The 14,825-nt window shown below is 68.1% G+C and carries 14 protein-coding genes; 10 read left to right on the top strand and 4 right to left on the bottom strand.

Features of this window, described 5'->3' with window-relative positions:
* Nucleotides 1-183, bottom strand: a 183-nt coding sequence (locus tag ACFQ36_RS13825) for a hypothetical protein (RefSeq protein WP_377014514.1), incomplete at its 3' end; no start/stop codon positions are given.
* Between the two features lie 342 nt (nucleotides 184-525).
* On the bottom strand, nucleotides 526-1,926 hold the full coding sequence (locus ACFQ36_RS13820; RefSeq protein ID WP_377014512.1) for an NAD(P)-binding domain-containing protein: 1,401 nt from the start codon (nucleotides 1,924-1,926) through the stop codon (nucleotides 526-528).
* A gap of 565 nt (nucleotides 1,927-2,491) precedes the next feature.
* On the opposite strand from ACFQ36_RS13820, the gene ACFQ36_RS13815 reads away from it, so the two are divergent.
* Nucleotides 2,492-2,731, top strand: coding sequence for a DUF6480 family protein (locus ACFQ36_RS13815; protein ID WP_377014510.1), 240 nt, complete (start codon nucleotides 2,492-2,494; stop codon nucleotides 2,729-2,731).
* 54 nt (nucleotides 2,732-2,785) lie between these two features.
* Here ACFQ36_RS13815 and ACFQ36_RS13810 read toward each other — a convergent pair whose 3' ends face one another.
* Entirely contained in the window at nucleotides 2,786-3,913 is a 1,128-nt protein-coding gene (locus ACFQ36_RS13810; RefSeq protein WP_377014508.1) for a zinc-binding dehydrogenase, read from the bottom strand.
* Nucleotides 3,914-4,235: 322 nt separating this feature from the next.
* Here ACFQ36_RS13810 and ACFQ36_RS13805 point away from each other — a divergent pair, with 322 nt between their 5' ends.
* The 9 genes from ACFQ36_RS13805 (at nucleotide 4,236) to ACFQ36_RS13765 (ending at nucleotide 13,498) form a co-directional block, all read left to right on the top strand.
* A complete protein-coding gene (locus ACFQ36_RS13805; RefSeq protein ID WP_377014506.1) occupies nucleotides 4,236-4,910 on the top strand; it encodes a DUF2291 family protein in 675 nt (224 codons plus the stop codon).
* Nucleotides 4,907-6,427 (top strand): sugar ABC transporter ATP-binding protein, encoded by a 1,521-nt coding sequence (locus ACFQ36_RS13800; RefSeq protein ID WP_377014504.1) that lies wholly within the window; start codon nucleotides 4,907-4,909, stop codon nucleotides 6,425-6,427. Before ACFQ36_RS13805 ends, ACFQ36_RS13800 begins: the two co-directional genes overlap by 4 nt.
* A gap of 17 nt (nucleotides 6,428-6,444) precedes the next feature.
* The gene (locus ACFQ36_RS13795) at nucleotides 6,445-7,581 is read left to right on the top strand and encodes an ABC transporter permease (RefSeq protein ID WP_377014502.1); all 1,137 of its coding nucleotides are present in this window, start codon (nucleotides 6,445-6,447) and stop codon (nucleotides 7,579-7,581) included.
* A 20-nt stretch (nucleotides 7,582-7,601) separates the two neighbouring features.
* On the top strand, nucleotides 7,602-8,612 hold the full coding sequence (locus ACFQ36_RS13790; protein ID WP_377014500.1) for a D-ribose ABC transporter substrate-binding protein: 1,011 nt from the start codon (nucleotides 7,602-7,604) through the stop codon (nucleotides 8,610-8,612).
* 76 nt (nucleotides 8,613-8,688) lie between these two features.
* A complete protein-coding gene (locus ACFQ36_RS13785; RefSeq protein ID WP_377014498.1) occupies nucleotides 8,689-10,470 on the top strand; it encodes a dihydroxyacetone kinase family protein in 1,782 nt (593 codons plus the stop codon).
* Nucleotides 10,463-10,969, top strand: coding sequence for a ribose-5-phosphate isomerase (locus ACFQ36_RS13780; RefSeq protein ID WP_377014496.1), 507 nt, complete (start codon nucleotides 10,463-10,465; stop codon nucleotides 10,967-10,969). The genes ACFQ36_RS13785 and ACFQ36_RS13780 overlap by 8 nt, the downstream gene beginning before the upstream one ends.
* A gap of 93 nt (nucleotides 10,970-11,062) precedes the next feature.
* Entirely contained in the window at nucleotides 11,063-11,896 is an 834-nt protein-coding gene (locus ACFQ36_RS13775; RefSeq protein ID WP_377014494.1) for a DeoR/GlpR family DNA-binding transcription regulator, read from the top strand.
* A gap of 48 nt (nucleotides 11,897-11,944) precedes the next feature.
* Complete coding sequence (locus ACFQ36_RS13770; RefSeq protein WP_377014492.1) at nucleotides 11,945-12,868, top strand: ribokinase; 924 nt, start codon at nucleotides 11,945-11,947, stop codon at nucleotides 12,866-12,868.
* Between the two features lie 39 nt (nucleotides 12,869-12,907).
* A complete protein-coding gene (locus tag ACFQ36_RS13765; protein ID WP_377014490.1) occupies nucleotides 12,908-13,498 on the top strand; it encodes a histidine phosphatase family protein in 591 nt (196 codons plus the stop codon).
* A 38-nt stretch (nucleotides 13,499-13,536) separates the two neighbouring features.
* On the opposite strand, the gene ACFQ36_RS13760 is transcribed toward ACFQ36_RS13765, so the two are convergent.
* A partial coding sequence (locus tag ACFQ36_RS13760; RefSeq protein WP_377014488.1) for an ABC-F family ATP-binding cassette domain-containing protein occupies nucleotides 13,537-14,825 on the bottom strand: 1,289 nt, incomplete at its 5' end.

The following is a 14,825-nucleotide window of genomic DNA, read 5'->3' as shown; positions in this document are numbered from 1 at the left end:
GTCGTCGGCAGCCGGAACCGCCGGGGTCGCGGGAACGGCCGGAGTGGTGACGGAGCTTTCGACGTCGGCGGCGGGTGCCAGGGCCGGCGCGGCGACGGCGGCACCGGCGCCTCCGACGGCGATGAGCGCAGCAAGTGCGGCGCCCTTGGCGGGCAGGCTGAATGTCCGGAAACGGTTCTTCATGGATTCCTCACGCGTTGAAACGAAGGCAGCAGGCGGCTTGCGGTAAGCCGTGCGCTGCCCGTACATCCAACTAATCGCAGCCGCGGGGCCAAAGGTTACGCATGCCGGGAAGATTCCCCGGAGACCGATTACCGCCGCAGGCCCGGTGCCGCCGCAGCCAGGGCGCCGGCCAGGAGGGAGAAGCCCCCGCTCCGCCGGCCCTGAGGACGGGAACGCACTCAGCGGCATCGGCCCGGGAGCAAATCCGGCCTGGAACCGGAGGAGGTACGGCGGCGGGCGGCCGGGGAACGTTGCCCGGCCGCCCGCCGCCGTTCCTTGGTCCTGCCGTGCGCTGCTTGGCCGCTACTTGGTGGCGGGATGCCCGTCCTGGGTCAGGGCGCTCAGCGCGCCGGTGTCGATATCCTCGGACGGACCGTTCAGGTAGCGCTCGAGGCTGTCGTCCATGGCGTTAATCCAGCGGGTGTGGTGCCTGGCTGCCATGGTGCCGGTCATCACGGACCGGTGGGCATTGTCCCGGTAGCCGAGGATGTCCTCTTCCTTGTCCTTCATCCACTGCTTGAACAGCACGCCGACCTGGTCCAGGCCGAAGTCCGGGTAGTCCGTGAGCGAGATGAGCTCGCGCAGATAGTCGGTCTGGAAGTCCGCCTCGGCGTCATGGTCGGGCAGGGCGAGGAAGCGGTCCAGCCAGGCCTGGATGTCCGCGGCGCGCTCCCCGGCGGAGGGGAGCTCGATGCGGCCGAACATCACGTCGCGGGCGAACCAGGCCTGCGCATCGAACATGTTGAACGTGTAGTACTGGTCCTGCGCGCCCAGGTAGAAGAGGTTCGTGTTGTCCTGCCACACCACGCCCTTGTACAAGTTGGCCGGGTAGAGGACGTTCTTCGACTTCAGCGACAGTTCCTCGGGCAGGAACGGGTACTTGTGCTGGTAGCCGGTGCACAGGATGACGGCGTCGAACTCTGCGCTCGTGCCGTCCTTGAAGTGCGCGGTCCTGCCCTCGAAGCGGGTCACCAGCGGGCGCTCGACGGCGGAGTCGGGCCACTTGAAGCCCATGGGGCGGCTGCGGTAGCTGAAGGTGACGGACCTGGCACCCATCTTGTGCGACTGCATGCCGATGTCCTCGGCAGAGTAGCTGCTGCCGATCAGCAGGATGTCCTTGCCGGCGAAGCGCTCGGCGCCGCGGAAGTCGTGGGCGTGGAGGACTTCTCCGGGGAAGGTGTTGATGCCCTCGAATTCGGGCACGTTCGGGACGGAGAAGTGGCCGGTGGCGACAACGAGCTTGTCGAAGACGAAGGCCGCGGTCGTGCCGGCCGCAAGGTCTTCGACGGTGACGGTGAATTCCTGGGTCTGCTCGTCGTAGGAAACGAACCGGGCGACGGTGTTGAAGCGGACGTACTTGCGCACGTCGGACTTCTCCACCCGGCCCTTGATGTAGTCGAAGAGGACTTCGCGCGGCGGGTAGGAGGAGATCGGACGGCCGAAGTGCTCGTCGAAGGTGTAGTCGGCGAACTCGAGGCATTCCTTGGGGCCGTTGGACCACAGGTGGCGGTACATGCTGCTGTGTACCGGTTCGCCGGCGGCGTCCAGCCCGGTGCGCCAGCTGTAGTTCCACTGGCCGCCCCATTCGGACTGCTTCTCAAAGCAGGTGATTTCGGGGATTTCTGCTCCGAGCTGCCGGGCGGATTCGAATGCACGCAGCTGGGCCATGCCGCTGGGTCCGGCACCAATGATTCCGACTCGCAAAGTTGTGCTTCCTCCTCATTCAGCGGATCTGTCCTGGTCAGATGCGACGCCCGGGCTCCGCGAAAAGGCCGTTCAGCCGGCCCGCCCGCGCAAAAAGGCGCCGGGCTGTACGGCGGCAGGAACGGCGGCTGCATCCTGTCTGCAGCGCGGAACGTGCCGAGGCCCCGTTGGTCAATCCCTGTCCAGGGAGAAGGGGCACTGTGCCGGCGGGGCAAGGGCAGCCTGCCGGCGATTCCGGGCGGCCTGCCGAAGATCCAGCAAGAGCGGCAGGCCTGTTTCATCTGAACACTTAAGGAAAGCTAAGTCAAAACCGCTCATTGCCGAAGCAGGGCTTCAGGGTTCGGCGCTCACGCACATCGCTCAGCTGCTCCTGCCTTCGGCGGCGGCAGCTTGAACGGCATCCTGCATCCTGCGGCTGCCGGCCTGCGGCCGGCCGCCCCGGCTGCAGGTCGGCGAAGCTTTCAAGCGGCATCATAGACAGCATGCTTAGCAATTGCCTAGGCTGGGAAGGTGTCGGCCCGGTGCGTCCGGAGGCAGGCAGGGCGCTTTCGCAGGAGGAACATCCATGACTTCGAGTTCGAACCCCGATCCCCTGGAAGATAACATCACCGGGCTGGAGCCCGGCGGCGGAGTCCCGCCCGGGGAGACCCCGCCCGCCGAGGCACAGACCAATCTGACCCAGGGCCATGACGAAGGCGGGCCGAAACCTTGGGTGCCATGGCTGTGGATCGGGATCATCCTGCTGTTCGCCGTGGCGATTGCGGCGATGTTCCTGGTGTATGCGGGGATCCTCATTTTCTCCTAGCACCGGGAAGCAGGTCCGGGCCCGCCCGGGCAACGCCGGCCGGGCCCGGTTCCGCTAGGACACGCCGCCGGGCAGGATGGAGACCTTGACCGAGGCTCCCGTGGTGTCGCCGACCAGGTCCAGCGCCGCCTGGAAGTCCTTGAGCACAAACTGGTCGGTGCAGATTTCATCCATCGGCAGGATCCCCGATTCGAGCATCTTGATGGCCGCCTGCCAGCAGTACGGTCCCAGATGCGCCCCGCGCACGTCCAGTTCCTTGTCGTCACTGATGATGGACCAGTCCACGGTGACGTCGGAGCCGAAGACCGAGTACTCCACGTAGCGTCCCAGCTTGCGCAGCAGGTTCAGCCCCTGGCCCACGGCCGACGGATGGCCCGTGCCTTCGAGGTAGACGTCGGCCCCGTAGCCGCCGGTCATGTCCTTGATCCGCTGGACCGCGTCTTCCTTGCCGACATTGATGGTGATGTCGGCGCCGCACTTGCGCGCCAGCGCGAGCTTGTCGTCGGACATGTCCAGCGCCACCACGGTCAGCGGGTTCTTGGCCTTGGCACCGGCCACCATGCCCAGGCCGATCGGCCCGCAGCCGGCGATGACCACGACGTCGTCGAACGTAATGCCGCCGCGTTCGACGGCGTGCAGCGAGCAGGAGAGCGGCTCGGCGAAGGCCGCGTGATGGGCGGGCAGTTCCTTGGAGATCCGGTGTGCGCGGGCGTTCCACGGCACCAGCAGGTACTCGGCCATTCCACCGTGGAAGTTGCGGAAACCGAACATGTCGTGCGGTCCGCACATCCAGTATTCGCCGCGCACGCAGTACCGGCAGCGTCCGCAGGGCACGATCTGCTCGCAGGTGACCCGGTCGCCGACGGCGACGCCGTGGTGGGCCATGCCCTCCTGGTCCGCCTGGATGATGGTGCCGGCAAACTCGTGGCCGGGCGTCATTTCCTTCTGCGCCCAGGCCGGCCGGTTCTCGTCGCCCCAGAATTTGGCCGCGCCGTGGTAGCACTTCAGGTCGCTGGCGCAGACGCCGACGGCCTCGACCTTCATCAGCATTTCGCCGGGGCCGGGGATGGGGACCGGTACCTGTTCGAGCGTGTAGTTCTCCGGGCCGTGGCAGATCACGGCCTGCATGGTTTCAGGCAGCCCGGCCGGGGCTGCGGTTTCCGGTGCGGGGGTGGTGGACATTTGTCCTCCTCGGAAGTGGTGTGACTTCGGTTGCAAGTTGACCCGCCGAGGGATGCTCCAGACGTGGCCGGCGGGCCCGCGGGCGCTCCGTTGACAGTGACTTAGCTCACAGTTACATTATGTTTATAACACGAAGAGGTCACAAAATAACAGGCTGACATTTCTGTCCGGCGCTTTTGGCCGATCGCGGGAAAGGGCCCTCCGGTTTCCTGGCGTTGCCCTCGAGGTGGCCGCCGCGGATGCCTGCGGCGTGTTCCAGCACTTCGGCGCCCTCCGGGCCGGTGGCCGGCCAGTCCTTCACCTTCGACTCCAAGGTCCCTAGATGAGCACAGCAACCGCTATCCCCAAGAAGCCCGCCAGGAAGACTGTCTTCACGCCTGCCCGGCTCATCACCGCAGGCGTTGTCCTGGTGGTCCTGATCCTCATGTTCTTCAACACCAAGATCCTCACCGGCAAGGAAGCCACCGAAGCGGCGCCCGGAACCTTCAGCCCCGCGTCCTATGCGCAGGAGAAATTCAGCTCCGAAATCGTCCCGGACATCACCGGGCGGGCTGCGGACCTCGTGACCGTGCACAAGGCGATCGCCGCCGATCCGGCGGCCGCGGCCAAGCAGTACGGCGTCGTCTCCGGTTCCTCTCCGGCGGTGTTTTCCGTCAAGTTCACCGGAACGGCGGGCGAGCCCGGAGCGAACGGGCAGCTGCCGGTCCAGGTCAAAAACATGCCGCCGGACGTCAAGGTCCTGGTGCAGATGGGACCTGCCATTAACGGCACCTCGATCCGCGACGCCACCGGGAAGGTGCAGTTCTCCCAGTTCAAGAACCAGATCGACTACCAGAACGTGGGAGCGGAATTGAACAAGCAGGTCAAGGACCAGGTGCTTGCCAAGGTTGATGCGGCATCGCTGCCGGGCAAGCAGGTGTCGGTGGTCGGGGCCTTTACCCTGATCAACCCGGCCGCCTACATCGTCACCCCGGTGAAGGTTGACGTGGCGCCATGAGCGAGGTCATTCTCCGCGCCCGGAACGTCACCAAGCGCTACGGCGGAACCCGGGCCCTCAAGGGCGTGGACTTCGAGGTCCTCAGGGGCCGGGTCACGGCACTGTTCGGCGAGAACGGGGCCGGCAAGTCCACCCTGATGAAGATCCTCTCCGGCATCGAGCAGCCGACCTCGGGCAGCCTGGAACTGTACGGCGAGCCGGTCGAGTTCGCCAACACGGTGGAGGCCCGGGACCGGGGGATCTCGATCATCCACCAGGAACTGAGCCTGAGCCCGAACCTGAGCGTGCGGGACAACATCTTCATGGGCCGGGAGATCACCGGCAGGGGCGGCATGGTGGACTATGCCGAGGAACGCAGGCAGACCAGGGAGCTGATGGAGCGGCTCGAAGAGCCCATCGACCCGGACACCAAGGTGGCGGACCTGCGTCTGGGCCAGCAGCAGATCGTTGAGATCGCCCGGGCACTGTCGGTGAATGCGCGCATCCTGATCATGGACGAGCCGACCTCGGCGCTGAGCGCCTCGGAGGTAGACGTCCTGTTCAAGGTGATCCGGGACCTCACCGCCTCCGGGGTGTCCATCGTCTACATCTCGCATCACCTGGAAGAGGCGATCGAAATCTCCGACCACGCCGTGGTGCTGCGGGACGGGCTGATTGTGGCCCAGGCGGAGATCGCCGATGTCGACCTGGACTGGATCGTGGGCAACATGGTCGGCCGCGGGTTCGACCTGGGCAGCCCGCCTGGCCGCGGGAACTTCGGCGAGCCGGCCCTGAGCATCGAACAGGCCATGGTGGCGGATCCTGCCAACCCGGAACGGCTGGCCGTCAACGGCTTTTCCCTCGAGGTGCGTGCCGGCGAGATCGTCTGCATCTACGGCCTGATGGGGGCGGGCCGGACCGAACTGCTGGAGGCCGTGGCCGGCCGGGTCCCGCTTGTGGGCGGCAGGGTGCTGCTCCAGGGCCGCGACGTCGCCGGGTTGAGCATCGCCGAACGCATCGAGGCCGGGCTCGGTCTGGTCCCGGAGGACAGGCAGCGGGACGGGCTGGTGCAGACCATGTCCGTGGGCCGGAACCTGTCGCTGGCCAGCCTGGGCAACTTCCTCAAAGGCCTGGTCCTGTCCCGCCAGGAGGAAAAGGACCTGGTCCAGCAGATGATCCGGGACGTGCGGGTCAAGACCGCCGGGCCGGGCGCCCCCATCGGATCCCTCAGCGGCGGCAACCAGCAGAAGGTGGTCATCGGGAAGATGCTGGCGACCAATCCCAAGGTCATCCTGCTGGACGAACCGAGCCGGGGGATCGACATCGGTGCCAAGTCCGAAGTCTTCGGCCTGCTCGCCGAGCTGGCCGAGAAGGGCCTGGCGGTCCTCTACTCGACGTCCGAGGTCGGCGAGTGCCTGAGCATCGCCCACCGCGTCATTGTCATGAGCAAGGGCCGCATCTCCGCCGAATTCGACGCGGCACGGACCACTAAAGAGCAGATTATGGCGGCTTCGGGCGAAGCTGCCGTCGCCCTATAAATGAACGGAAACCGGACATGAGCCAAGCAACAGCGACCGCGCCGGCCAGCACCGGCCGGCCGGCCGGCGGCCTGGATATCCCCAAGATCCTGCTCGAAGGCCGCGCCTTTATTGCCCTGATCGTCATCATCGTCATTTTCTCCTTCCTGTCGCCGAACTATTTCAGCGTCAACAATCTGCTGACCATGTCGGCCCACGTGGCGGTCTACGCCATCCTGGCGGTCGGGATGTTGCTGGTGATCCTCAACGGCGGCATCGACCTGTCCGTCGGGTCCACGGTGGGGCTCGCGGGCGTGGTCGCCGGCTTCCTGATGCAGGGGGTCAAGCTCGGGGGCGTCACGCTCTACCCGGCGGTCTGGGTGTGCGCCGTCTGCGCTGTCGCCGTGGGGGCCTTCGTCGGCTGGATCAACGGCATCCTGGTCTCGAAGTTCGGCGTCGCTCCGTTCGTGGCCACGCTGGGCACGCTCTATGTGGTCCGCGGGGCCGCCCTGCTGATCACCGGCGGCCTGACCTACCCCAACCTGCGCGGCGATCCCGCGCTGGGCAACACCGGCTTCGACGCCCTCGGCTTCAACCGCATCTTCGGGATCCCCACCGGCGTGCTGGTCATGGTGGTCATCGCCCTGCTCGGCAGCTTCCTGCTCAACCGCACCGCCTTTGGCCGCTGGCTCTACGCCTCCGGCGGCAACGCGCGGGCGGCCGAGCTCTCCGGCATCCCGGTGAAGAAGGTCCAGGTCCGCATCTACGTGGCCTCCGGCGTCTGCGCCGCCATCGCCGGCGTGATCATCGCCTCGGAGCTGACCTCGGCCAACCCCACCGCGGGTTCAGCCTTCGAACTGACGGCCATTGCCGCCGTCGTCATCGGCGGTGCCGCCCTCTCCGGCGGGCGCGGCAACATCCGGGGGACCCTGCTCGGGGCCTTCGTGATCGGCTTCCTCTCCGACGGCCTGGTGATCATCGGCGTCTCCGAGTACTGGCAGATGGTCTTCAAGGGCGCCGTGATCGTCGTCGCCGTCATGCTCAACCGGATCGAGGGCCGCTCGAAGCGGATCAAGCATGCCGAGATCCCCGCAGGCGCGCCACCCGCCCAGGCGGCCTCCGGGGCTGCCGGGCCCACCGGAACCCCACCTGCCGTCAACACTGCCAACCCGTGACACCGATGAAAGGTACGACCATGAAACGCAAGGCGATCGCAGCCCTGGCTGCATGCATGACCATTGCGGCGCTGACCGGCTGCGGCGGAGGCGGCGGTACCGAAGGAGGCGGCACTTCCACCGGTGGAGCCACGGGCACCGCGGGCGGCGGCAGCGGCAGCAAACTCATCTCCGTGATCGTCAACGATCCGGCCAATCCCTACTGGAAGACCGAAGGGGACACGGTCAAGGAGGAAGGCACCAAGCTCGGCTACACGGTCAACGTCACCGCGCACAAGGGCGACACCAAGGCCGAAAGCGACCTGATCGACACCGCCATCACCAATAAGGCCGCGGCCATCGTGCTGGACCCGGCCAACGCGGACGGCTCGGTGGGCGGCGTGCAGAAGGCCACCAACGCCGGCATCCCCGTCTTCCTGGTCAATGCCGAGATCAACCAGCAGGGCCTGGCCAAGGCCCAGCTGGTGTCGGACAATGCCCAGGGCGCGGCCCTCGGGGCGCAGGAATTCGTCAAGGCGATGAACAGCAAGGGCACCTACGTGGAGCTCCTGGGGGCGCCTTCGGACAACAATGCGGCCACCCGGTCCAACGGCTATGCGACCGTCCTGGACCAGTACCCGGACCTGAAGCGGGTGGAAGCCCAGGTGGCGAACTGGGACCAGAAGCAGGGCCACGACAAGATGCAGTCCATGCTCCAGGCCCACCCCGACATCGACGGAGTGCTCTCGGGCAATGACCAGATGGCATTGGGCGCGATCGCGGCCCTGAAGGAGGCCGGCAAGCTCAAGGATGTCGTCGTGGGCGGCTTCGACGGCTCCCCGGACGCCGTGGATGCCGTCAAGGACGGCACGATGGCCTACACCGTCCTGCAGCCGGTGGCCGACTTCTCCCGGAAGGTCGTGGAGGAGATCGATGCCTACCTGAAGAACGGCAAGACCGGCGCCGACAGTGAAAAGCAGGCCTTTGACTGCACGCTGATCACCAAGGACAACGTCGATCAGTACACCTCCGCGTTCACGCTCAGCAAGTAGCAGCACACGGGGCGGACTCGCCAGTTTGCCGGTCCGCCCCGTGCCCCAATACTTCGGTCCAGGAGACTGTTTCGCCATGGCTTACCTGTACAACAATCCTGCGGATTTCACGGACGAACTGACCGAGGGATTCGTTGCCGCCTACCCGCAGTGGGTCCGCCGGGTACCCGGGGGCGTCGTGCGCAGCAGCCGGCCTGCCCCGGGCCAGGTGGCGGTGGTGATCGGCGGCGGTTCCGGCCACTACCCGGCCTTCGCCGGGCTCGTGGGGCCGGGGCTGGCCCACGGCGCGGCGATGGGCAACATCTTCGCCTCGCCCTCGGCCCAGCAGGTCTATTCGGTGGCCAAGGCCGCCCAGAACGGCGGCGGCGTCCTGTTCAGCTACGGAAACTATGCCGGGGACGTCCTCAACTTCACCCAGGCGCAGGACCGCCTGATCGCCGAGGGCATTCCCGCCCGCACCGTGACGGTGACCGACGATGTGTCCAGCGCGCCGCTGACCGAGACGGCCAGGCGGCGCGGGATCGCCGGGGACCTGACGGTGTTCAAGGTGGCCGGCGCCTGTGCCGACGCGGGCGCAGACCTGGACGAAGTGGTGCGGATGGCCGCCCGGGCCAATGACCGCACCCGCTCCTTCGGCGTGGCCTTCGCCGGCTGCACGCTGCCCGGATCGGCCGAGCCGCTGTTCACGGTGCCCGCCGGCAAGATGGCCGTCGGCCTGGGCATCCACGGCGAACCCGGCATCAGCGAGCGGGACATGCCGACGGCGGACGAGGCGGCCGAGCTGTTCGTCACCACCTTGCTGGCGGACCTGCCGGAGGAGGTCGCGGCGTCGGGAGACGTCAGCGGCAGCCGGATCGGCCTGATCCTGAACGGGCTGGGCTCGGTCAAGTCCGAGGAATTGTTCGTGGTCTACCGCCGCGTCCGCCAACTGCTGGACGACGTCGGGATCACTGTCGTGGAGCCCGAGGTGGGCGAACTGGTGACCAGTTTCCAGATGGCCGGCGCCTCGCTGACCCTGTTCTGGCTCGACGACGAACTGGAACGGTACTGGACCGCTCCGGCGAGCACCCCCGCGTACCGCAAGGGCGTCGTGGCCGAAACGGAGCAGGGCACCGCCGAGGCCGAGCATGCCGAATTCGGGACGGCGGAGCTGCCCGCCGCATCCGCTTCCTCGCGCGAGGCGGCCGAAGGGGTCCAGGCCATCCTGGAGGCGGTGAAGGCCCTGCTGGACGAAAAAGCCGCCGAACTGGGCCGGCTCGATTCCGTGGCCGGCGACGGGGACCACGGCATCGGCATGCAGCGCGGAGCCACCGCGGCCGCGGCCGCCGGCCGGGAAGCCCTGTCCGCCGGCGCCGGCGCCGGCACGCTGCTGCAGCTGGCCGGCGATGCCTGGGCGGACAAGGCCGGCGGCACCTCGGGCGCGCTGTGGGGCCTGGCCTTGAATACCGTCGGTGCGCACGTGGGAAACGACATGCCTCCCGACGCCGTTTCCGTCTCCGCGGGCATTGCCGAGGCAGGGAAGAAAATCCAGCAATTCGGCAAGGCCAGCCTCGGCGACAAGACGCTGCTGGACGTGCTGCTGCCCTTCAGCGACACGCTCAGCGAGCAGGTCGAGGCCGGCGCCTCGCTGCGTGCCGCGTGGGCGCGGGCAGCCGAGGTGGCGGAGCGGGCCGCCGAAGCCACGGCACAGATGGTGCCGAAGATGGGACGCGCCCGCCCGCTGGCCGAAAAAAGCCTGGGCACTCCCGATCCTGGCGCGGTCTCCATGGCCATGGTCGCCCGCACCATCGAACGCCAGCTCTACAAGGGCGAACCCGGTCCGGAACCGCAGGAACACGAAGGAGAACCACATGCCTAGGAAATTTCGCGTCGTCGTTGGCAGCGACGATGCAGGCCTGGCCTACAAGGACAAGATCAAGGAAGACCTGCAGTCAAGCGACCGGGTGGAGTCCGTCGTCGACGTCGGGGTCGGGGACGAGGAAAACACCGCGTACCCCAGCATTGCCATCGCCGCGGCCGAACTGATCGCCAAGGGGGAGGCCGACCGGGCGCTGCTGGTCTGCGGCACCGGCCTCGGCGTGGCGATCGCGGCCAACAAGGTCCCCGGCATCCGCGCCGTCACTGCCCACGACAGCTACTCGGTGGAACGGTCCGTGCTGAGCAACAACGCCCAGGTACTGACCTTCGGCCAGCGCGTTGTCGGCATCGAACTGGCCCGCCGGCTGGCGCGCGAATGGCTCGACTACGAATTCGACGAAGCGTCGCCTTCGGCCAGGAAGGTGCAGCTGATGACCGACTACGAAACAAAGAACATGACCGCGCCGCCGGCCGGCCCGGAACCTCAGACATCCGGGTGAGCAGGCCGCCGGCTCCCACGCTGCCGGCGGCGGCAAAGTATGGTTGAACAGGCCATGCTCCGGGATGCCCGGCAGGACAGTTCAGGAGGAAACATGAAATCCGAGGGGGGTAACGCAAACACGCGGCTGTCCCGGCAGCTCGAACGCCAGCGGACCATCTCGGAGATGGTCATGGCCGAAGGTGCGGTGCGCATCGACGAATTGGCCCAGCGGTTTGGCACCAGCCAGATGACCGTCCACCGGGACCTGGACGAACTCGAGGCCAGGGGGCTGCTGCGCAAGTCGCGGGGTGTGGCTACCGCGCTGTCCTCCAGCCTGGTCGAGTCCAGCGACGTATACCGGGCCGGCCAGCAGCGGGAAGAGAAGAAGGAAATTGCCAAGGCCGCGCTGGAATTCATTGAACCGGGGCAGGCCATTTTCCTGGACGATTCGACCACGGTGCTGGAGCTGGCCAAAATGCTGCCTACGCACGCCCCGCTGACGGTACTGACCAATGTCCTGACCGTGATCAACGAACTCAAGGGTGCCCGCGGAATCACCCTGGTGGCCCTGGGCGGGACCTATCACAACTGGTGCAGCTCCTTTATGGGCGGCATGACCACCGACGCCATCCGCAACCTGCGCGCCGACCTGTTCGTCATGTCCGCCGCCGCGGTCACCGACGATGTGTGCTTCCACCAGAACCAGGCGACGGTGGACATCAAGCGGGCGATGTTCGCGGCGTCGGCCAAGCGGATCCTGCTGGTGGACCATACCAAATTCGAAAAACGGGCGCTGCACGCCCTGGCGCCGCTGTCCGGGTTCGACGCCGTGGTGGTGGATTCGCGGACCGGGCGGGACGAGATTGCCCGGCTGGAATCCCGGAACATCCACGTGGTGGTGGCCCGCGGCCATGCCAGGCCGGAGCCGGCGGCCAGGCAAAGCTGACGGCGCAGCGCGTTCCAAGCCAGGAAGGATAGAAAGGAACCTCACACCATGCCCGGTAGCGTGGCGGTCATCGGCTCGATCAACGTCGACCTTCACCTGCTGGTGGACAGGCTCCCGGGCCCCGGGGAAACGCTGCTGGGGTCCGGCGGCACCCTTTCGCCGGGCGGCAAGGGGGCCAACCAGGCGGTGGCCGCGGCCCGGCAGGGCGCCTCCGTCCTCATGGTCGGAGCGGTAGGCCGGGATGCCAATGCCGCAGCCGCCACCGAACTGCTGCGGCAAAGCCGGGTGGACCTGGACCTGGTGGCCGAGGCCGACGGGCCGACAGGCCTGGCGGTGGTGACCGTGGACCGGCAGGCCGAAAACAGCATCGTCGTTGTTCCCGGGGCGAACCTCGCCCTGGACCTGGCCATGGTCACGGCGGCCCTGCCGCGCCTGGCCGGCTGCGACGTCGTGGTGCTGCAGGGCGAAGTTCCGCCGGAGACCGTCGAATACGCGCTCGAGGCGCTCGCCGGTTCCGGCGCCCGGACGGTGCTGAACCTGGCGCCCGTGGTTCCGCTTGCCGCCAAGACCATCCGCGCGGCGGATGTCCTCGTTGTCAACGAACACGAGGCGGAGGAGGCCTTGCACCTCCTGACCGGCGGGCGGCTGGACCTGACGGGGGAGCCGCTGTCCGATGGCACCGCCCTTGCCCAGGCCCTGGTGGCCGCAGGGGTGGCGGCGGTCATCGTGACGTTGGGGTCCCGGGGTGCCGTGCTGGCCGACGGCGCGGGCGTCGAGCACGTGCCGGCGCCGCCGGTAGCGGCGGTGGACACCACCGGTGCCGGAGACGCCTTCGTAGGGACCGCGGCGGCAGGGCTGGCGCGGGGGCTGCCGCTGCGTCAGGCCTGCGAAACCGCGGTCCAGGTGGCGGCCCGGTCTGTTACGGCGCATGGCGCGCAGCAGTCCTATCCCTGGGCGGAAGGCCTGCAGTGATGGGCATAATGGACGCTGGACCGGATGAAGGAGGAACCATTGCCTAACGGCCCCGGGCTTGCGGACACGAACGGTGCGCTGGTGCTGATCCGGCACGGAGAGACGGACTGGAATGCGGCCGGGCGCCTGCAGGGCCGGACCGACATCCCGTTGAACGACGTCGGCCGCGGCCAGGCGCGGGCGGCGGGCGCTGCGCTGGCCGGAGCCGGCTGGGACCTGCTGGTGTCCTCGCCGCTGCAGCGCGCGGTCGAAACCGCCAGGATCATCGGGGCGGTCTCCGGGCTGCAGCTGGAGCACCGGCTGCCCGGGCTGCTCGAACGTGATTACGGCCGGTCCGAGGGCGAATACCTCAACGGCCTGAGCGAGCCGGAAATGACCCGGCTCTTCGGTGCAGCCGAGTCGGAGGATGCCGTAGCCGGCCGCGGGATTGCCGCCCTGCGCCGTCTGGTGGGCGATCATCCCGGGCGCCGGATCGTCGCCGTCGCCCACGGCACGCTGATCCGGCTGACCATGTCCGCCCTGCTGGGCCGGCCGCATCCGCGCGTTCCCAATGCCCAGGCCGTGCCGGTGGATCTTGGGCTGCTGGCACGGTACGGCGCGGGGCAGGAACCGGCGGAGGTCCCGGCGTAGCTGCAGCTGTCCCTGGAGCGGGCGCGAGGGGCCGGCCTTTAACGGACGGTGACCTGTCCCGCCTCGACCTCCCAACGGGTGTCCAGCCGGACATTGTCGAGCAACCGCCGGTCGTGGGAGACCAGCAGCAGCGCGCCGTCGTAGGATTCCAACGCCTGCTCCAGCTGTTCGATCGCCGGCAGGTCCAGGTGGTTGGTGGGCTCGTCCAGCACCAGCAGGTTCACCCCGCGGGCCTGCAGCAGTGCCAGTGCGGCGCGGGTGCGTTCGCCGGGGGAGAGCCTGCCGGTCAGGCCGGCGACCTGGTCCGCCTTGAGCCCGAACTTGGCCAGCAGGGTGCGCACCCCGGCCCGGTCCAGCTCCGGGACCAGCGCCTCGAAGGCGTCCCCGAGCGGCCTGTCGTCCGCGAGCTGGTCCCGGGCCTGGTCGATTTCGCCGACGGCGACGGAGGCACCCAGGCTGGCACCGCCGTCGTCCGGTGCCTGGCGCCCCAGCAGCAGCCGCAGCAGCGTGGACTTGCCCGCACCGTTGGGGCCGGTGATGCCGATCCGCTCGCCCGCGTTGACCTGCAGCGAGACCGGGCCGAGGGTGAAGCCGCCGCGGCGCACCAGGGCCTGGTTCAGCACGGCGGCCACCGAGGACGAGCGCGGGGCGGAGCCGATGCTGAACTGAAGTTGCCATTCCTTGCGCGGCTCCTCCACCTCCTCCAGCCGGGCGATGCGGGATTCCATCTGGCGGACCTTCTGCGCCTGCTTTTCCGCGGATTCGGTGTTGGCCCGGCGGCGGATCTTGTCATTGTCCGGGTTCTTCTTCAGGGCGTTGCGCACGCCCTGCGAACTCCACTCGCGCATGGTGCGGGCGCGGGCGACCAGCCCGGCCTTCTGCCCGGCGAACTGCTCGTACGCCTCGCGGGCATGGCGCCGGGCAACAGCGCGCTCGGCGAGGAACGCGTCGTAGCCGCCGTCGTAGACCGCGACCTTGCGCTGGGCCAGGTCCAGCTCCACCACGCTGGTGACGCAGCGGGCCAGGAACTCGCGGTCATGGCTGACCAGCACGACGCCGGCGCGCAGGCCTTGGACGAAGTCCTCCAGCCGGGCCAGCCCGGACAGGTCCAGGTCGTTCGTGGGTTCGTCCAGCAGCACGAGGTCGAACCGGCTGAGCAGCAGCGCCGCCAGCGCCACGCGCGCGGCCTGGCCGCCGGAGAGGCTGGTCATCAGCGCGTCCGGGCCGGCCTCCAGGCCCAGCTCGGCCAGTACCACGGGGATGCGGTCCTCCAGGTCCGCCGCGCCGCAGGCCAGCCAGTGCTCCAGCGCGGCGGCGTAGGCATCCT

This window comes from Arthrobacter sp. GCM10027362 (assembly GCF_042679445.1).
GTDB lineage: Bacteria > Actinomycetota > Actinomycetes > Actinomycetales > Micrococcaceae > Crystallibacter.
This window is presented reverse-complemented; position numbering and strand designations above follow the sequence as displayed.

Coding starts and splice junctions, on each gene's coding strand:
- ACFQ36_RS13815 (WP_377014510.1), top strand. CDS start 2,492: ATGACTTCGAGTTCGAACCCCGATCCCCTGGAAGATAACATCACCGGG.
- ACFQ36_RS13810 (WP_377014508.1), bottom strand. CDS start 3,913: ATGTCCACCACCCCCGCACCGGAAACCGCAGCCCCGGCCGGGCTGCCT.
- ACFQ36_RS13805 (WP_377014506.1), top strand. CDS start 4,236: ATGAGCACAGCAACCGCTATCCCCAAGAAGCCCGCCAGGAAGACTGTC.
- ACFQ36_RS13800 (WP_377014504.1), top strand. CDS start 4,907: ATGAGCGAGGTCATTCTCCGCGCCCGGAACGTCACCAAGCGCTACGGC.
- ACFQ36_RS13795 (WP_377014502.1), top strand. CDS start 6,445: ATGAGCCAAGCAACAGCGACCGCGCCGGCCAGCACCGGCCGGCCGGCC.
- ACFQ36_RS13790 (WP_377014500.1), top strand. CDS start 7,602: ATGAAACGCAAGGCGATCGCAGCCCTGGCTGCATGCATGACCATTGCG.
- ACFQ36_RS13785 (WP_377014498.1), top strand. CDS start 8,689: ATGGCTTACCTGTACAACAATCCTGCGGATTTCACGGACGAACTGACC.
- ACFQ36_RS13780 (WP_377014496.1), top strand. CDS start 10,463: ATGCCTAGGAAATTTCGCGTCGTCGTTGGCAGCGACGATGCAGGCCTG.
- ACFQ36_RS13775 (WP_377014494.1), top strand. CDS start 11,063: ATGAAATCCGAGGGGGGTAACGCAAACACGCGGCTGTCCCGGCAGCTC.
- ACFQ36_RS13770 (WP_377014492.1), top strand. CDS start 11,945: ATGCCCGGTAGCGTGGCGGTCATCGGCTCGATCAACGTCGACCTTCAC.